The 17095-nt window shown below is 67.9% G+C and carries 15 protein-coding genes and 1 pseudogene; 7 read left to right on the top strand and 9 right to left on the bottom strand.

Going from position 1 to position 17095, the window contains the following annotated elements:
* Window positions 1–138 precede the first annotated feature (138 nt).
* Both EV651_RS08590 and EV651_RS08585 read left to right on the top strand, forming a co-directional pair.
* On the top strand, window positions 139–987 hold the full coding sequence (locus EV651_RS08590; protein ID WP_238156747.1) for an SURF1 family protein: 849 nt from the start codon (window positions 139–141) through the stop codon (window positions 985–987).
* Window positions 984–1337, top strand: coding sequence for a DUF3817 domain-containing protein (locus tag EV651_RS08585; protein ID WP_133783843.1), 354 nt, complete (start codon window positions 984–986; stop codon window positions 1335–1337). Before EV651_RS08590 ends, EV651_RS08585 begins: the two co-directional genes overlap by 4 nt.
* A 1183-nt stretch (window positions 1338–2520) precedes the next feature.
* Here EV651_RS08585 and EV651_RS08580 read toward each other — a convergent pair.
* The 9 genes and pseudogenes from EV651_RS08580 to rpmH form a co-directional block, all read right to left on the bottom strand.
* Complete coding sequence (locus tag EV651_RS08580; RefSeq protein ID WP_133783841.1) at window positions 2521–3297, bottom strand: RibD family protein; 777 nt, start codon at window positions 3295–3297, stop codon at window positions 2521–2523.
* Between the two features lie 100 nt (window positions 3298–3397).
* Entirely contained in the window at window positions 3398–4363 is a 966-nt protein-coding gene (locus tag EV651_RS08575) for a ParB/RepB/Spo0J family partition protein (protein WP_133783839.1), read from the bottom strand.
* A gap of 115 nt (window positions 4364–4478) precedes the next feature.
* The gene (locus EV651_RS08570; RefSeq protein ID WP_305000118.1) at window positions 4479–5414 is read right to left on the bottom strand and encodes a ParA family protein; all 936 of its coding nucleotides are present in this window, start codon (window positions 5412–5414) and stop codon (window positions 4479–4481) included.
* Window positions 5415–5914: 500 nt separating this feature from the next.
* Window positions 5915–6583 (bottom strand): 16S rRNA (guanine(527)-N(7))-methyltransferase RsmG, encoded by a 669-nt coding sequence (rsmG, locus tag EV651_RS08565; protein WP_238156746.1) that lies wholly within the window; start codon window positions 6581–6583, stop codon window positions 5915–5917.
* Window positions 6584–6593: 10 nt separating this feature from the next.
* Window positions 6594–7103, bottom strand: coding sequence for a R3H domain-containing nucleic acid-binding protein (locus tag EV651_RS08560; protein WP_133784500.1), 510 nt, complete (start codon window positions 7101–7103; stop codon window positions 6594–6596).
* Between the two features lie 342 nt (window positions 7104–7445).
* Window positions 7446–8372 (bottom strand): annotated as a pseudogene (yidC, locus tag EV651_RS08555) (membrane protein insertase YidC); the annotation flags it as partial.
* Between the two features lie 66 nt (window positions 8373–8438).
* Window positions 8439–8759, bottom strand: coding sequence for a membrane protein insertion efficiency factor YidD (gene yidD, locus EV651_RS08550; RefSeq protein WP_133784498.1), 321 nt, complete (start codon window positions 8757–8759; stop codon window positions 8439–8441).
* On the bottom strand, window positions 8759–9100 hold the full coding sequence (rnpA, locus tag EV651_RS08545) for a ribonuclease P protein component (protein ID WP_133783835.1): 342 nt from the start codon (window positions 9098–9100) through the stop codon (window positions 8759–8761). Before rnpA ends, yidD begins: the two co-directional genes overlap by 1 nt.
* A gap of 26 nt (window positions 9101–9126) precedes the next feature.
* Window positions 9127–9264, bottom strand: a complete 138-nt coding sequence (gene rpmH / locus EV651_RS08540; protein WP_130386492.1) for a 50S ribosomal protein L34 — start codon at window positions 9262–9264, stop codon at window positions 9127–9129.
* Window positions 9265–11270: 2006 nt separating this feature from the next.
* Between rpmH and dnaA the strand changes: the two genes are divergently transcribed.
* The 5 genes from dnaA (at window position 11271) to EV651_RS08515 (ending at window position 17083) form a co-directional block, all read left to right on the top strand.
* A complete protein-coding gene (gene dnaA / locus EV651_RS08535; RefSeq protein WP_370352418.1) occupies window positions 11271–12851 on the top strand; it encodes a chromosomal replication initiator protein DnaA in 1581 nt (526 codons plus the stop codon).
* 451 nt (window positions 12852–13302) lie between these two features.
* Entirely contained in the window at window positions 13303–14448 is a 1146-nt protein-coding gene (gene dnaN / locus EV651_RS08530) for a DNA polymerase III subunit beta (protein ID WP_133783833.1), read from the top strand.
* Between the two features lie 26 nt (window positions 14449–14474).
* Window positions 14475–15398 carry a phosphogluconate dehydrogenase (NAD(+)-dependent, decarboxylating) gene (gene gnd, locus EV651_RS08525; RefSeq protein WP_133783831.1) on the top strand — a complete coding sequence of 308 codons (924 nt, stop codon included), beginning with the start codon at window positions 14475–14477 and terminating at the stop codon, window positions 15396–15398.
* A 1-nt stretch (window position 15399) separates the two neighbouring features.
* Window positions 15400–16539, top strand: coding sequence for a DNA replication/repair protein RecF (gene recF / locus EV651_RS08520; protein WP_133783829.1), 1140 nt, complete (start codon window positions 15400–15402; stop codon window positions 16537–16539).
* Window positions 16532–17083 carry a DUF721 domain-containing protein gene (locus tag EV651_RS08515; RefSeq protein WP_133783827.1) on the top strand — a complete coding sequence of 184 codons (552 nt, stop codon included), beginning with the start codon at window positions 16532–16534 and terminating at the stop codon, window positions 17081–17083. Before recF ends, EV651_RS08515 begins: the two co-directional genes overlap by 8 nt.
* The last annotated feature ends 12 nt before the right edge of the window (window positions 17084–17095 follow it).

Genomic DNA, 17095 nt, shown 5'->3' with positions numbered 1-17095 from the left:
ACGGATGTCGTAAGGTCCGACGCCACGGATCCAGGGACCTCCGGCGCCACGGGTCCTGCGAGCTCCGAGGCGGCGGGTCCCGGACTCTCCGGCGACGCGGGTGGTGGGAGTTCTGGTCGGCCGCTGTGGCGGACGGCTTTGGCGCCTCGGTGGGTCGGGCTTCTCGTGCTCGCCCTGGCGCTCGCGTCGGTCATGACGGTCATGGGGGTGTGGCAACTAGGTGTGTATCGGTCGAAGACGGCCGACGCCACCGCCCAGCGCGCTGCCGCACCTCCGGTCCCTCTGCAGTCCTTGTTCTCGATCGACGACGGCCTGCCGTCGAAGGCTGTCGGCCGTCGAGTCACCGTGGACGGCACCTGGGGCCCGGCCGCGGACCAGGTCCTCGTCGCCGACCGCCTGCAGGACGGTCGAGCCGGCCTGTGGGTCGTTTCGCCGTTGAAGCTCTCCAGCACCGACGCGGTGATGATTGTCCGCGGATGGGTCGCTTCACCTTCTGACCCGGCCGTCACGCCGCCCTCAGGACCGGTGCGATTGAGCGGGTCCGTGGTGGCATCAGAGGCCGAGGACTCGTCGGACGATGCCGCCAAGGGACGAGTGCTGTCGTCACTGCGGATCCCGACAATCGTGCACCTGGTGAACTACCGGGTGTACGACGCGTTCGTCGTACAGTCCGCCGTGGACTCAGGCGTCGTACCCTCCCCCGCACCCGCGGTCGTCGCACCACCCCCGCCCCCCACAGACCACGCCGGCCTCCGCAACGTCGCATACGCCGTCCAGTGGTGGATCTTCGCCGCCTTCACCCTCTGGATGTGGGCCCGCATGGTCCTGGACGCCCACCGCGAACCCAAAGAAGCCACGCCAACCACCCCCGGCCCAGACGCCCCCGCGACAGACGGCTCCGCGCCGGGCGACTCCGGGACCGGCGACTCCGGGACAGGTGACCGTGTCGGGGAGGGTGTGGAGTCAAGCGGTACCGTTTCAGCGTGACTTCCTCTGCCGACCCCGCCACCTCCGCCGGCGCGCAGCCGCTCACCCCGGCCGTCCGCGGCGCGCTGACCCGCTACCGCGTGATCGCGTACGTCGTCGGCGTGATGCTGCTCATGCTGCTGTTCGTAGCGATGCCGCTGAAGTACCTGGGCGACAACCCCGGCGCGATGAACGTGATTGGCCCCCTGCACGGCTTCCTGTACGTCGTGTACCTGCTCGGCACGTTCGACCTCTTCCGCCGAGTCCGCTGGTCCTTCCCCCGCCTGGTCCTGATGGCCGTCGCCGGAACAATCCCCTTCCTCTCGTTCTACGCCGAACGCAAAACCACCCACGAACTCCTCGGCCGCTAACCTCATCACACCGCTCCGTTACGCGCGACCGCGACCGCCTCGCCCACCCGCCGCGCAGATCGCTCCAACCACTGACGGGTTGTGTCACCGGTAACGCGGACTACATCGCGCCACCGACCACATAACCCGCCATCGGTCGCCCGAGCCAGCACCGGCGAAGGACACGAGACCCGCGGGCAGGACGCGAGACCCACGGCGGGGAGCGAGACCCGCGGGGCAGGACGCGAGGCCGGGGGCGCACGCCGCGAGGCCCGGGCAGGGCGCGAGGTCCGGGGGCCGGACGTGGGACCCGCGGCGCAAGGGGCGAGACCCGCGGCGCAGGCCGCGAGGCCCGGGCGCAGGCTGCGAGGCCCGGGGCGCAGGCCGCGAGGCCCGGGGCGCAGGCGCGAGATCCGGGGGCCGGACGTGGGACCCGCGGCGCAGGCCGCGAGGCCCGGGGCGCGGGAGGCGAGATCCGGGCGCAGGGCGTGGAACCCGCGGCGCAGGGGCGAGAGGCCCAGGAACCGGACGCGCGGTGCAAAGCGCGCCCGGGGGCGAGAGGCGGAGACCGGACGCGCGGTGCACGACGCGGACGGCGGTGATCGGGACTGGGAACAGGAAGCGGCTACTGGGCACCTGCTATTTCATGTCCCCGGTAGCCGTTTCCGTCTCCGCCCTCCACCAGTGCCCCCACCGCCGCCCGCCCGCGTACTGCTCCGCAGTCGACGACTCGGTCCGCTCGAATGCAGAGCTTGACCCGCGATCCGGACGAGGCCGTGGTGGACTCCGTGTCGATGGCCGAGCTGCTCAAGCTGCGGAGCGGCGTCGCCGCCGACACGGTCCTGCTGGAGCGCCTGTCCCCGACGGAGCGGGCCACATTCATACCCCGATGGATGTTCGGGTTCGCCCGACAATCCGCGACTGCCGAACCGGACATCTACCCGACGCCGCCGCGAAGTAGGCGCCAACCCACCCTTCTCAACCGGCCTTCCCAACCCACCCACACGCAATGTTTCACATGAAACATTGCGCCACGCGCCGACATAGATTTGTCGACATATCTCCCTGGCGATCTATTGCACTAGTTCACGCCACGAACTAGCTCTGTGAGCGTGATCCTAAGCCGCCTCGGCGAACTTACATCCCTGTGATTCCCGGCCCCAATCCCACCGAGAGCCGCCTCAGCAGCCCCCTTGACGGCCGGCTAGGCCCCAAAATCACGCCGTACGGCGTAATGGAGGCGAACCGCGCCGGCCGCGTCCGACTGCGCCGACAGCAGCTGCAGTCGCGTCGGAGACTCGCCGACCGCGAGTGGCGATCCATCCATGACCGATGGCGTCCCGAGTCCACCGATCAGTGCGGGCGCCAGCGTCAGGTGCAGTTCGTCGATCAGATCTGCCCGCAACAGCGCACCGTTCAGTCCGCCGCCGGCGTTCGACAGGATGCACGTAACACCGAGTTCCGTTCCCATCGCAGCCACTGCTCGGCTCAGATCGACACGCTCCTCGCCGACCACGAGGTAGCAGATGCGTTCCCGGCGGAGGTATCCGAGATAGTCCGCGGGAGTCGACCGCGCCACCAGGACCAGCGCGTCCCAGTTCTCGTGTCTCTCCGTCCAGCGCACCCGTCCGCGACTGTCGACGACGGTGAACCACATGTGCAACGGCGATCGCTGCTCGATGACCTCCGCCGGAAGGTAATGCTCGTAGAGCCCGACCGGGTCCCCGTCGTACGCGGGCAGCTCAGTAGGGATCTCGTCCTCACTCACCAAGCTGCCGCTGCCCTCCAGGACGGCATTACACCCATACCGCTGCCTGACGACCTCCATGACGTCGATCGCAGCCGAGTCCGGCGACTGCGGCTTCATCGATGCCCACAGTTCCGAACTCGGCCGATGCATCAAGAGTGCGTTCCGGGTGAGCGCGACTTTGCCGTCGACACTCGCCTCCACGTTGACCACCACACGCGGTCGCTTCTGCACTGCGTCCTCCCCCAGGTCGCTGAATGGGTGGACGCCAAGTTCTACCAGCGGCCGCCGACAATTCGGCAGGCTTACTCGGAGCTGGACCGCGGAAGTGTGGTCAGGCGTCGGTCGACTTGCCGGGGTCCATCAGACTGACGATGCGCTCCAGGTCGTCCACGGAGGCGAACTCGACGGTGATCTTGCCCTTGGTCTTTCCGAGGTCGACCTTGACGCGGGTCTCGAACCTGTCGGAGAGCCGGTCGGCCAAGTCGACCAGCCGTGGTGCGACTGGCTTGTTCCGGCGGCGCGCCGGAGTGGGGTCCTCGGCACTCATGTCGCCGAGCGAAACGATCTCCTCGACCGTCCGCACCGACAGGCCCTCGGCGACGATCCGCTGCGCGAGCCGCTCGATCGCGTCTCCGCTGGGAAGACCGAGCAGCGCCCGCGCATGGCCGGCGGACAGCACACCGGCCGCGACCCGGCGCTGAACAGAGGCCGGCAACTTCAGCAGTCGCAGGGTGTTGGAGATCTGCGGCCGCGACCGCCCGATCCGCGTCGCGAGGACTTCCTGCGTGCACCCGAAGTCGTCGAGCATCTGCTGGTACGCCGCCGCCTCTTCCAGCGGGTTCAGCTGGCTCCGGTGCAGGTTCTCCAGGAGCGCGTCCCGCAGCATCGCGTCGTCCGACGTGTCCCGCACGATCGCCGGGATCGTCGCGAGCCCCGCCTGCTGCGTCGCCCGCCAGCGGCGCTCGCCCATGACGAGCTCGTACGAGTCGCCCTCGAGCCGGCGTACGACGATCGGCTGCAGGAGTCCGATCTCCTTGACGGAGTGGACGAGCTCCTCCATAGCCTCCTCGTCGAAGACCGTCCGTGGCTGCTTCGGGTTCGGTGTGATCTTGTCGACGTCGATCTCCGCGAACGACGCCCCCGGCACCGCGGCCAGTTCCGGCCCCTGGGGCTCCACCGGCGTCGTCACCGGAGGTGCCCCCGGGATCGAGCTCGACTTGCTGCCGAGGGTCGTGCTGCCAGGCGCCGGCGAGCTGGGGATCAGCGCACCAAGTCCGCGTCCGAGTCGGGTGTTCATCGCGCTCCCTCGAGGTCGACATCCTGCTGAGCTACTGCTGGCCTACCACAACGCGCACCGGAGTCCGCTACTCCCGTACCGGCTCCCGTGTCCCGTTTCACGTGAAACGGCTGCGTCAGGCGTTGTTCCGCATCGCGATTTCGCGGGACGCCTCGAGATAGGACAGTGCACCGGCCGACGCCGGGTCGTACGCGAGCACGGTCTGCCCGTGGCTCGGAGCTTCCGAGATCCGCACCGAGCGCGGTACGGCGGTCCGCAGTACGGCGTCCTTGAAGTGGCCACGTACCTCGGCAGCAACCTCGCCGGCCAGCTTCGTGCGGGCGTCGTACATGGTCAGCAGGATCGTCGACACGTCGAGCCCGGGGTTCAGGTGGGACTTGACCATGTTGATGTGGCGGAGCAGCTGCGACAGCCCCTCCAGCGCGTAGTACTCGCTCTGGATCGGGACCAGCACCTCGCGTGCGGCGGTCAACGCGTTCACCGTCAGCAGGCCGAGCGACGGCGGGCAGTCGATGAAGACGTAGTCGTACTTCTCGCCGGCGGCCTCGGTCTCGGCCAGGTGGGCCTCGAGCACGGTCTTCAGCCGGCTCTCGCGCGCCACCAGGCTGACGAGCTCGATCTCAGCGCCGGCCAGGTCGATCGTTGCCGGGACCACCTGGATCCCGGGGTGTTCTGCGCACGGCTGGATCAGCTTGCTGAGCGGCTCACCTTCGATGACCGCCTCGTACACCCCCGGCGTACCTTCGGCGTGGTCGATACCCAGGGCCGTCGACGCGTTGCCCTGCGGGTCGAGATCGATGACCAGGATCTTCGCGCCGTAGAGAGCTAGGCCGGCTGCGACGTTGACCGTCGTCGTGGTCTTGCCGACACCACCCTTCTGGTTGGCGACGACGAAGACTCGGGTCTGGTCGGGCAGCGGGAACTCGCGGCCCATCGTGCGTCCTTCATTCACCAGCAAGGTCCGTTCGGTCGCGGCGGCGATCGGAGTCTCGAGGAGTCGTCGCTGAAGCTCGTCCGACGTGGCCCGCGCGGCGATCTGTGCGGCAGTCATAGCGCCCATTCCAATAGGTGCGGGACTTGGCCCGAAGAGGATGTCTGTAGGGGTCGGAGCGGGTCTACCCCCAGCTCCATCCACAGGCTTCTGTGGATGAATTCCCGTCTGCGAGGGCAGTTTCATGCGGTCGTCATCCACAGGCGGTGGAGACTCCGAAAGGTCCGGCTCGACGTCCACCAGTGACGCCGAATCAGACCCGGAACCATCATCCCGCATGTCCGGCGTTTCACGTGAAACGGACGCCGGGTCGTCGGCCACCGGACTGTCGAGACCGGCTGCCGCAGCGGCCTGGAGTCCCGAGGTGTCGATCGGTGGCGACAGGGGCGGCTGCTCGGCAGCCGGTGTCGAAGAGGTCGGCACTGCGGCGGTGGGAGCGGGCTCGTGACTCACCACACGAACGGCGGAGTCTGGTTCGGTCGGCCAGCCGATGCCCTGTGACGACGTCGGCACGCCGGTGCTCTTCTCGGGCCACCCGAGGGCACGACTCACCAACCCGCTCACCTCCCGTGTCTTCCGTGCCGGGATCCCCCTGCAGCACGTCCGGCCACAATACTCACCACAGTCGTGGGGTTGGCCAGTTCCTCGCCGCCGAGTTGGTGAATATGACAAACCTCTGCGCCGAGCTTCATCAATTCGCGCTCTGAGGCGTCCAGTTCCTCCTCTGCAGACGCCCCTTTCATCGCCAGCATGAGTCCGCCCTCGACACACAACGGCAGACACCACCTGGCCAGCTTGGCCAACGGAGCGACGGCCCGAGAGGTCACCACGTCGTACGAGGCCGGCGGCAGGTCCTCCGCCCTCGCGCGTACGACTGTCGCGTTCTCCAACTCGAGCAGGTCGACCGCTTCGTCGAGGAAGGTGGTGCGTCGCAGCAACGGCTCGACGAGATCGACCTGGAGATCGGGGCGGACGATCGCGAGCACGATGCCCGGCAGGCCCGCACCGGTGCCGACGTCGGCGACCGATGACTCCTCCGGGATCAGCCGCTCGACGACGGCACAGTTCAGCAGGTGACGATCCCAGAGCCGCGGTACCTCCCGCGGCCCGATCAGTCCTCGCAGAGTCCCCTCGGTCGCCAGCAACTCGGCGTACACCGAAAGCGGCACCGCCGCCCGTGGAAACAGCTTGTCCACGAGCGGCGGTGTTTCACGTGAAACGTCGTTCACGACAGCACAGTCATGGTTGGATCACCACGCGGCGGCGGGGTTCTTCGCCCTCGGACTCCGACGTCAGGCCGGCGGCCGCGACGACGTCGTGCACGACCTTGCGCTCGAACGGCGTCATCGGGTCCAGCCGCACCGGGGTGCCGGTTGCCTTCGCCTCCTCGACCGCCTTGCGACCGACCTCCTCGAGCTCCGCCTTCCGGTTGGCCCGGTAGTTCGACACGTCGAGCATCAGTCGCGACCGCTCACCGGTCTCCCGGTACACAGCGAGCCGGGTCAGCTCCTGGAGCGCCTCCAATACCTTGCCGTTCTCGCCGACCAGGTTGGTCAGCTCGGCGCCGACGATGGAGACCGCGGCCCGGTCGCCGTCGATGTCCATGTCGATGTCACCGTCGAGATCGGCGATGTCGAGCAGTTCCTCGAGATAGTCCGCCGCAATATCGCTCTCGGCCTCGAGCGCCTTCAGGCGGTCGGCGGCGGAGTTCGTACCGGCGGACTGCTCCGCCGTGTCGGTGTTCTGCATGCCGTCAGTCACGGGCACTCCTTTAAAAATTGCTCACAATGTCGGGATCCGCCTCACGGGGACCCCGTCGTCCAAAAGCGCCGCATTCACAAGCAAAAGGGACTCGAGGTGCGCGGGTCAGCGCGAACCGCCGGAGCGCTTCTGCGCCGCCTTCTTCTGCGCGGCCGACTTCGCCGCGGGCTGGCGCTTCGCTCCCGTGCCCTTCTTGCCGGCCGGCTGCTTCTTGGCAGCACCGGCCTGAGTCTTCTTCGGAGTGTCCTGCGGCCGGGGAGCGTCCTCCGGAGCCGACGAGGACGTCTGGCCGTTGTTCGACGCGGCCGGACCGCTTCCCGCCGGACCGGTGGTCTTCCGGTCGCTGCGAGACTGCCGCTTCGGCTGCTGCCGCTGCGCCGGACGACGGTCGGTCGTGTCGGTGTCGGTCGCAGCGTCCGCCGTACCCGGCACGCCCTCGTCGGCCGAGCGGCCGTGGCGCAGGTTGCTCTCACGCTTCCGGGCCTGCATGGCGTCGTACGCCGGAGTGCCCGGAGCGGGGTTGCGGCGGATCACGTAGAACTGCTGGCCCATGGTCCACACGTTGGAGACGAACCAGTAGATCAGCACACCGATCGGGAAGTTGAAGCCACCGACGAGGAAGAAGATCGGGAAGACGTACAGCATGATCTTCTGCATCTGCGCGGCCTGGCCGGTGAGGGCCTCCTTCGGCATGTTCTTGCGCATCAGCTGCAGCTGCGTCGTGAACATCGTCGCCGTCATCAGGATGATCAGCACGATCGCGACGACCTTGACGTTGCCGGCGCCGTCGCCGTTCGCCTTCAGGAAGGTCTGCGAGATCTCGGCGCCGAAGATCTTCGCGTGCTGCAGCGACTGGACGTGCGAGTCCATGATGCTGCTGTGCGTCTTGCCCTTCGACGCGTAGTCGAGCACCCGGAACAGGGCCAGGAAGATCGGCGACTGCAGCAGCAGCGGCAGGCACGAGGAGAACGGGTTGGTCCCGGTCTCCTTGTACAGCTTCATCATTTCCTGACCGAGCTTCTCCCGGTCGTGGCCGTACTTCTTCTGCAGCTCCTTCATCTTCGGCTGCAGCAGCTGCATGTTCCGGCTGGAGCGGATCTGCCGGACGAAGAGTGGAATCAGCAGCGTCCGGATGACGATCGTCAGGCCGGCGATCGAGAGCGCCCAGGCCCAGCCGCTGTTCGGGTCGAACACCTGGCTGAGCAGCCAGTGCCACCCGACCAGCAGTGCCGATACGGCCCAGTACAGCGGCGTCATCACCGTGTTGAACAGGTCTACGATCCCGTCCCACACCGCGAGCCCGGGGATGGCCAGAAGAGTCACTCACACACCTCGCTGCACAGGCCCGGCGTCGGCGGACGGTCCGGGCTGGTTGGCGGAGACAGTGTGGTGACCGTCTCCGCGCTGGTCGACATCTCTGGGAGGAACGGGGTCGTAGCCTCCGGGGTTCCACGGGTGGCAGCGAAGGAGTCGTCTCCCCGCCAGCCAGCTACCGCGCACCGCACCGTGGCGTTCGACCGCTTCCAAGGCATACGCCGAACAACTCGGGTAGAACCTGCAGACCTGCCCGTAGAGCGGGCTGATCAGCAGTCGGTACAACTTCAGGAAACCGATGATCCCGCTGCGCACGGGATTGACGCGCATCATGGCCGCAGCACCCGGCTCAGGGCGCCGTCGACGTCGGCCGCGAGCTCGTCGTACGACGCCGCGGCGGACGACGGGAGCGCGCGGACGACAGTCAGGCTGCCGGCCGGGAGATCGGACAGCCGCGTGGCCATCACCGCACGCAGACGGCGGTGGACCCGGTTCCGCAGAACCGCGTTGCCCACCGCCTTGTTCACAACGAATCCGACGCGCGCCGGGCCGGATTCACCGGCCTGCGCCAGCACGTGCAGAACCACCACGCGTCGCGCCGCGCGCCGTCCGGACCGGACGGCGCGACGGAAGTCGTCGGACCGGCGCAACCGGTTCGACGCGGGCAACACGAGGTGGTCACCGTCAAATGGGTCGCTCAGGCCGCGAGGCGCTGACGACCCTTGCCACGGCGGGCGGCGATGATCGCGCGACCCGCACGGGTACGCATCCGAAGACGGAAGCCGTGCTTCTTGTGCCGACGACGGTTGTTCGGCTGGAACGTCCGCTTGCTCACTGGAATGACTCCGGTTACTCGAGAACACAAAATGTCGACAAATCCACTGATTGGATCTGTCCAAGGTGCCTGTCCTGCACACCGTCGGAGAACCAGAGAACAGATCCCGCAGGGAGCGCAGCACGAAACGGCCGGCTCAACACCGACCGATCCACGGTACGTGGCACCTTGTGGACAGGTCAAACCAGGTATCCCCAGACTTTTCCACAGGCTTGTGGACAGGATAGTGGGCAACCGATCGGGCCAGTGTTCGTCACTGTCCGACCGGAACGACGACAGAGAGCGATTTCGCACCACGGCTACGCTCCGGCGTCTACCCGACACGCCGCAGGTTGCCCCCAATTTGCTGTTCATAGCCTGTGGATGACGGCTTGAAGGTGCCTGCTCGGACTTGTTAGCGTCACTCCCTCACACCAGAGGTCCCACACCCCGCGATCGGTAACCAATCTGCTCCGGCGGTCGTTCACAACTGTGGACAACCGTGTGGACAGAGGCCGTACGGTGGTCGGGTCGAACGGTCGCGCAGCCCGGGATCAACTCCGGATCGCGCCGGCCACCGCAGCGACGAAATCGGGGAGCAACGCGTGGTCGAGGACCATTCCGCCAGTGCGGAATTCACACCGGTGGAATTCACCCCCGAGTACCGGGCGGAGTACGGCGCGGACGGCCGGCAGGACCTTCGGCCCGAACCCGACGCCGACATCCGTCCCGAGCCCGAGGCGAACTTCCGCACCGAGGTCCGGCCCGTGCCGGAGCCGCTGTCGCGCGCCGAGACCGGACCGGTGACGCCACTGCAGCCACCTGCACCAACGCCAACACCAGCGTCGGCACCGACCCAGGCGCCGACACCGCGGATGGACCCTGGCGACTATCTGAGCCCGTCGCTCCCGATCCCGATGCCCGAGCCGCCGGCCGCGGGGTACCGCCCCGCACCACCCGCATCTCTCTACGGCTACCGCTCCGACCTGGAGCGCGCGGCCACTGATCTTCCGTCCGGCCCAGCTCAGTCCACGGCAGGTACGACGTACTTCGGTGCGGCGCCGGCCGTCAATCAGTACCCCGGTGCGGGCGACGCCTGGGGTATGACGGATTGGGGTACTAGGGGCGATGGACCAGGCGCGGTACCGATCGAGGGGGAGGCACGTGTGGACGATGCAGCCACCAACCAGTGGTCACCCGACAGCCGGCCGACGCAGGAGAGCGCGGCCGCGCACCCAACCGCCGAACACGCTCCAGCCGAGCTCCCTCTACCTGAGCCTGTAGCTCCAGAGCCGACCGCCGACCAACTCTTCGCCGAGGCGCAGCTCCCGGAGCAGCACACACAGGACCACCAGGTGCCCGAGCAGCAGGCGCCGACTCAGCAGGCACCCGTCGAGCACACGCCTGACCAGCAGCCGGCAGAGCACAACCCCCCGCAAGAGCCCGTGGCCCAGCAAGAGCCCGTGGCCCAGCAAGAGCCCGTGACTCAGCAGCCGGCCCAGCAACAGCCCGCTCAGCAAGAGCACGTGGCTCAGCAGCAGGTCCCGCAGCAGCACGCTCCGCAAGAGCACGCTCCGCAGGCACCCCAGCAGCAGGCACCTGAGCAGCACACTTCGCGCGAGCACGCTCCGCAGGCACCTCAGCAGCACGTGCCGCAACAGCAGGTGCCGCAACAGCCCACACACCAGCCGATTCCGGCAGCTGCGCAGAACTCTGCGCCCCAGGACGCAGTTCCTCAGCAGTCGTATCAGCAGCCAGCCCAGCAACCGCAGTACACCCAGCAGCCGAGTGATCAGCAGTCAGCTCCGCAGCACCCGGGCTCACACCAGCAGGCTCCGCAACAGCAGGCCCCGCAACAGCAAGCCCCGCAACAGCAAGCCCCGCAACAGCAGACGCCACAGCAGCAAACCCCACAGCAGCAAACCCCACAGCAGCACGCGCCCCAGCAGGCGCAGCCGCAGCAAGGGCAGGGGCAGGCGCCGGCTGTTACGGATCTTGGGGAGGCTTGGGCTCGGGTGCTTGCGGGTCTGCCGCCGAACCAGCGGGCCTGGCTGACCAACTCGCGTCCGGTGACGTTGCACGAGAGCACCGCGATCGTCGCCGTACCCGACGACTTCACCCGCGGTCAGCTCGAGACGCGCCTCCGTCCCGACCTGGAGCGGATCCTCACCGAGAGCTTCGGTCGGGACATCCGGATCGCCGTCACCGTCGACCCGTCGCTCGACCCGGAGGTCCGCGAGCAGCAGGCGCCTCAGCAACCGCAGTACACGCAGCAGCCGGTGCAGCACCCACAACAGCACTCCCAGCACGCACCGCAACAACAACCGATGCAGCAACAGCCGATGCAGCCGGCTCAGCAGCAACCTGCCGCACGCGAACCGCTCCGCACCGACGGCGCATTCCAGCCGACCATCCAGTCCGCCCTGACCGACCCGGACAACCAGTTCAGCCAGCCTCCGGCCCAAGCGCCGCAGCACTACCAGCAGCAACAGTCCTCGTTCGGCCAGCCGCTCGGATCGGTCGCCCCGCCGCCGAACGGCTCGACGCAGTCGGCCACCGAGGCGCAGGGTGAAGCTCGGCTCAACCCGAAGTACACCTTCGAGACCTTCGTCATCGGTAGCTCGAACCGCTTCGCCCATGCGGCCGCGGTCGCTGTCGCGGAGGCGCCGGGCAAGGCCTACAACCCACAGCTGATCTACGGCGACTCCGGTCTGGGCAAGACCCACCTGCTGCATGCGATCGGGCACTACGTCCGCAGTCTCTACACCGGCGCTCGCGTGCGGTACGTCTCCAGCGAAGAGTTCACCAACGACTTCATCAACGCGATCCGCGACGACAAGGCATCCCAGTTCCAGCGCCGGTACCGCGATGTCGACGTACTGCTGATCGACGACATCCAGTTCCTGGAAGGCAAGATCCAGACCCAGGAAGAGTTCTTCCACACCTTCAACACGCTGCACAACGCGAACAAGCAGATCGTGATCAGCTCCGACCGCGCGCCGAAACGCCTGGAGGCGCTGGAGGACCGGCTGCGCAACCGGTTCGAGTGGGGCCTGATCACCGACATCCAGCCGCCCGACCTCGAGACCCGGATCGCGATCCTGCGGAAGAAGGCCGCCACCGAGCGGCTGACGGCGCCGCCGGAGGTGCTGGAGTTCATCGCGTCGAAGGTGCAGACGAACATCCGGGAGCTCGAGGGCGCCTTGATCCGCGTCACCGCGTTCGCCAGCCTGAACCGCCAGCCGGTCGACCTGAGCCTCGCCGAGATCGTGCTCAAGGACCTGATCCCCGAAGGCAGCAAGCCCGAGGTGACCGCGAGCATGATCATGGGCCAGACCGCGTCGTACTTCGGTCTCTCGATCGACGACCTGTGCGGTTCGAGCCGCAGCCGGGTGCTCGTGACGGCCCGTCAGATCGCTATGTATCTGTGCCGCGAGCTGACCGATCTGTCGCTGCCGAAGATCGGCCAGCAGTTCGGCGGCCGCGACCACACGACGGTGATGCACGCCGAACGGAAGATCCGGCAACTCATGTCGGAACGGCGCAGCGTCTTCAATCAGGTCACCGAACTGACCAACCGGATCAAGCACCAAGCCAAGCAGCAATAACCACACAGGCTGGGGACACAGCTGTGGAAAACTGTGGGTACCGCCGTGGAAAGGTCCGCTCAGGGTGTGGATCGGCTGTGGGGACAGATTTCGCCGTCCACGGCCGTCCCCAGCACAAGCGAGCGTCGTCCACACGGCGTCCCCAGCCCAAAACAGGGTCTGACCTGCGAAGTCGGGGCTTTTCCACAGTATCCACCGGTGCGAAGAACACTATGGAATCTGTAGAGAGATCGAAGGCCACAAAACGATCGAGCGGCCCGATCTGGGGAAAACCCCGATCTCGCGCCGGCTTGCCGGACCTGTCAGGCTGTTCCCGGAAGCACGAAAAGCACGACCGGTACGGCGACGACGCGACCCGCCCGAAGCGCCACGTCTGGCCCGATTGGCGCACAGCACACTTGTCCGTGGCAGGATCTGCCTGGCACACAGCCGAAACAGGAGGCACCCAGCGGTGAAGTTTCGCGTCGAGCGCGACGTACTGGCCGAGTCGGTGGCCTGGGCCGCGCGCAGTTTGCCCAGTCGTCCCAGCGTCCCGATCCTTGCCGGCCTGCTGGTCGAGGCCGAGGACGGACAGATCACCCTGTCCGGCTTCGACTACGAGACCTCGGTCCGGGTGACGGTCCCCGCGCAGGTGGCCGACGCCGGCAAGTGCCTGATCTCCGGCCGGCTCGTCGCCGACATCTCCAAGAGTCTTCCGAACCAGCCCGTGGACTTCGCGGTGGACGGCGCGAAGGCACAGGTCACCTGTGGCAGCTCGCGCTTCACGCTCCAGACGCTTCCCACAGAGGAATATCCGGCCCTTCCGGAGCTTCCGGCGGCCAGCGGCACGGTGAAGGCCGACGTCTTCGCCCAGGCCGTCTCGCAGGTCGTGACCGCCGCCGGCCGTGAGGACACACTCCCGGTGCTGACCGGTGTCCGGGTCGAGATCGAGGGCTCCACGATCTCCCTGCTGGCCACCGACCGCTATCGGCTGGCGATCCGTGAGCTGGAGTGGAACCCACAGTCCCCCGACGCCTCGGCTGCTGCGCTGATTCCGGCACGTGTGCTGTCCGAGACAGCGAAGGCGATGACCGGCTCGGACGTGATCGTCTCGCTGGCCGCGCCCGGCACCGGTGACGGCATCGTCGGCTTCGAGGGTGAGGTGGCCGGCGGCAGTCGCCGCGCGACCACCCGGTTGCTGGACGGCGAGTTCCCGAAGGTCCGCGGAATCATCCCGACCGACGCGGCGATCGCGACCCGGGTCCGGATCGACACCGCGACCCTCGTCGAGGCCGTCAAGCGCGTCGCCCTGGTCGCCGAGCGCAACGCCCCGGTCCGGCTGACCTTCGAGGAGGACACCGTGACGCTCGACGCCGGCAGCGGTGACGAGGCGCAGGCGTCCGAGTCGCTCGAGGCGCGGGTCGTCGGCGAGCCCGTGACCGTAGGCTTCAATCCGACGTACCTGCTCGACGGTCTGGGCGCGATCGGTACGCCGGTCGCGCACCTGTCCTTCACGCAGGCCACGAAACCGGCCGAACTGACCGGTGTGAGGGACTTCGACGGCGAACCGATCAGCGAATTCCGCTACGTGCTGATGCCGGTCCGCCTGAACAGCTGAACACCAACAGAACAAGGGGATTCACGATGGAGCTCGGCCTTGTCGGTCTCGGCAAGATGGGCGGCAACATGCGCCAGCGGATCCGCAACGCCGGTCACACGGTGGTCGGATTCGACCACAACCAGGAGATCTCCGACGCCAAGGACCTGGCCGACATGGTCGGCAAGCTCACCGCGTCCGGCCAGCCGAAGGTGGTCTGGGTGATGGTCCCGGTGCAGGCGATCGACCCGGTCGTCACCGAGCTGGCCGAGCTGCTCTCCCCCGGCGACATCGTCATCGACGGCGGCAACAGCCGCTGGACCGACGACACCCGTCGTGCCGCCCAGCTCGCCGAGAAGGACATCCGGTTCGTCGACTGCGGCGTCTCCGGCGGTGTCTGGGGTCTGGAGAACGGCTACGCGCTGATGTGCGGCGGCGAGCAGGACACCGTCGACATCGTGATGCCGATCTTCGAGGCGCTGAAGCCCGAGGGCGACTTCGGGTTCGTGCACGCCGGCAAGGTCGGCGCCGGACACTTCTCGAAGATGGTCCACAACGGCATCGAGTACGCGATCATGCAGGCGTACGCCGAGGGCTTCGAGCTGCTCGAGGCCGCGGACATCGTGGACAACGTGCCGGAGACGTTCGAGTCCTGGCGCGAGGGCACCGTGATCCGGTCCTGGCTGCTGGACCTGATGGTCAACGCGCTCAAGGACGACACCCACCTGGACAAGATCCGCGGGTACGCCGAAGACTCCGGCGAGGGCCGGTGGACCGTCGAGGCCGCGATCGACAACGCCGTACCGGTGCCGGCGATCGCCGCATCGCTGTTCGCCCGGTTCGCGTCCCGGCAGGACGACTCGCCGGCGATGAAGGCGATCGCCGCGATGCGCAACCAGTTCGGCGGGCACGCGGTGAAGGGCGCCGAGGCGGCCGACCCGTCGTACGCGACACCGCCGACCACGCACTGAGGTGTACGTCACCGCCCTGGGTCTGCTCGACTTCCGGTCCTACCAGCAGGCGGAGGTCCAGCTCACTCCGGGCGTGACGTCCTTCGTCGGGCCGAACGGCCACGGCAAGACCAACCTGGTCGAGGCGATCCACTACACCGCGACTCTCGGTTCGCACCGGGTGGCGAACGACGCACCGCTGGTGCGGGCCGGCGCCACCCGGGCGATCGTGCGGACCGAGATCCGCAGCCAGTACGACCGCGACGTGGTGGTCGAGCTGGAAATCAATCCTGGGAAGGCAAACCGGGCCCGGGTCAACCGCTCGCCCGTGCCGCGGCCACGCGAAGTGCTCGGACTGCTCCGCACGGTGCTGTTCGCGCCGGAGGATCTCGCGCTGGTGAAGGGCGATCCGTCCGAGCGTCGGCGGTTCCTGGACGAGCTGCTGACGCTGCGGTCACCGCGGATGGCCGGCGTACGGCAGGACTACGACCGGGTGCTGAAGCAGCGGAACTCGCTGCTGCGGAGCGCCTCGCAGGCCCGCCGGCAGAACCGCTCGAGTGCCGCCGAGAGCCAGTTGCGCACCCTCGAGGTCTGGGATTCGAACCTCGCGCGCGCCGGGTCCGAGTTGCTGGCGACCCGCCTGGAGTTGCTGGAGGCGCTGCGCCCGTTGGTGTCCAGCGCGTACGACGCTGTTGCCCGGGGCAAGGGTGATGCGCGGCTCGAGTACAAGTCGTCCGTGCTGCTCGAGCCCGGTGTGGTGTCGCGGGAGCAGCTCGAGGAGGTGCTGCTCGCGGCGGTGCGCGACAAACGGCAGGACGAGCTCGACCGTGGTGTGTCGCTGGTCGGTCCGCACCGCGACGACGTCGTACTGGGGCTCGGGGACTTGCCCGCGAAGGGGTACGCGAGTCACGGTGAGTCCTGGTCGTTCGCGCTCGCGCTGCGGCTGGCGTCGTACGACCTGCTGCGCGCGGACGGAGGTGAACCGGTGCTGATCCTCGACGACGTGTTCGCCGAGCTCGACTCGCAGCGCCGGGACCGGCTCGCCGAGCTGGTCGCGCCGGCCGAGCAGGTGCTGGTGACCGCGGCGGTCGGTGCGGACGTGCCCGATGAGCTGAGCGGGGCGCGCTTCGAGGTGGGTGAAGGGGTCGTTCAGCGTGCCTGAACCCCCGGATTCCTCTGAGAGCGGCTCTGAGAGCGAGCAGGTCCACGACAAGCAGGGCCTGGAGCTGGCGAAATCGCTGGCAGCCCGGCTGAAGCAGCAGGCGGCGAAGGGCGGCATCATGCCGGTCAAGCGCCGCCGGCGGCCGCGGATCGGCGGTGCCCAGATCAGCAGCGCCCGCCCCGACGACCGCGACCCGCAGCGGCTGACCAACACCCTCGGCCGGCTGATGCGCGACCAGGGCTGGGAGGTCGACGTCGCCGTCCACGGCGTGATGGCCCGCTGGCCGTCCATCGTCGGCCCGGAAATGGCCGAACACTGCAAGCCGGAGTCGTACGACGACACAGTGCTGACCGTCCGTACGTCGTCGACCGCGTGGAAGGTCCAACTCGACCTGCTGGTCCCGCAACTACTCTTCCGGCTGAACGCCGAACTCGGCGAAGGAACCGTGTCCCAGGTGAAGGTCCTCGGCCCCAACACCTACACCTGGCGCAAGGGCCCCCGCACCGTCCGCGGCGGCCGCGGCCCCCGGGACACCTACGGATAACGGCCTGAGTTG

The sequence above is a fragment of the Kribbella sp. VKM Ac-2571 genome (assembly GCF_004362255.1).
Taxonomy (GTDB): domain Bacteria; phylum Actinomycetota; class Actinomycetes; order Propionibacteriales; family Kribbellaceae; genus Kribbella; species Kribbella pratensis.
The sequence above is the reverse complement of the archived record's forward strand: the minus strand, read 5'-3'. Positions and strand labels throughout refer to the sequence as shown.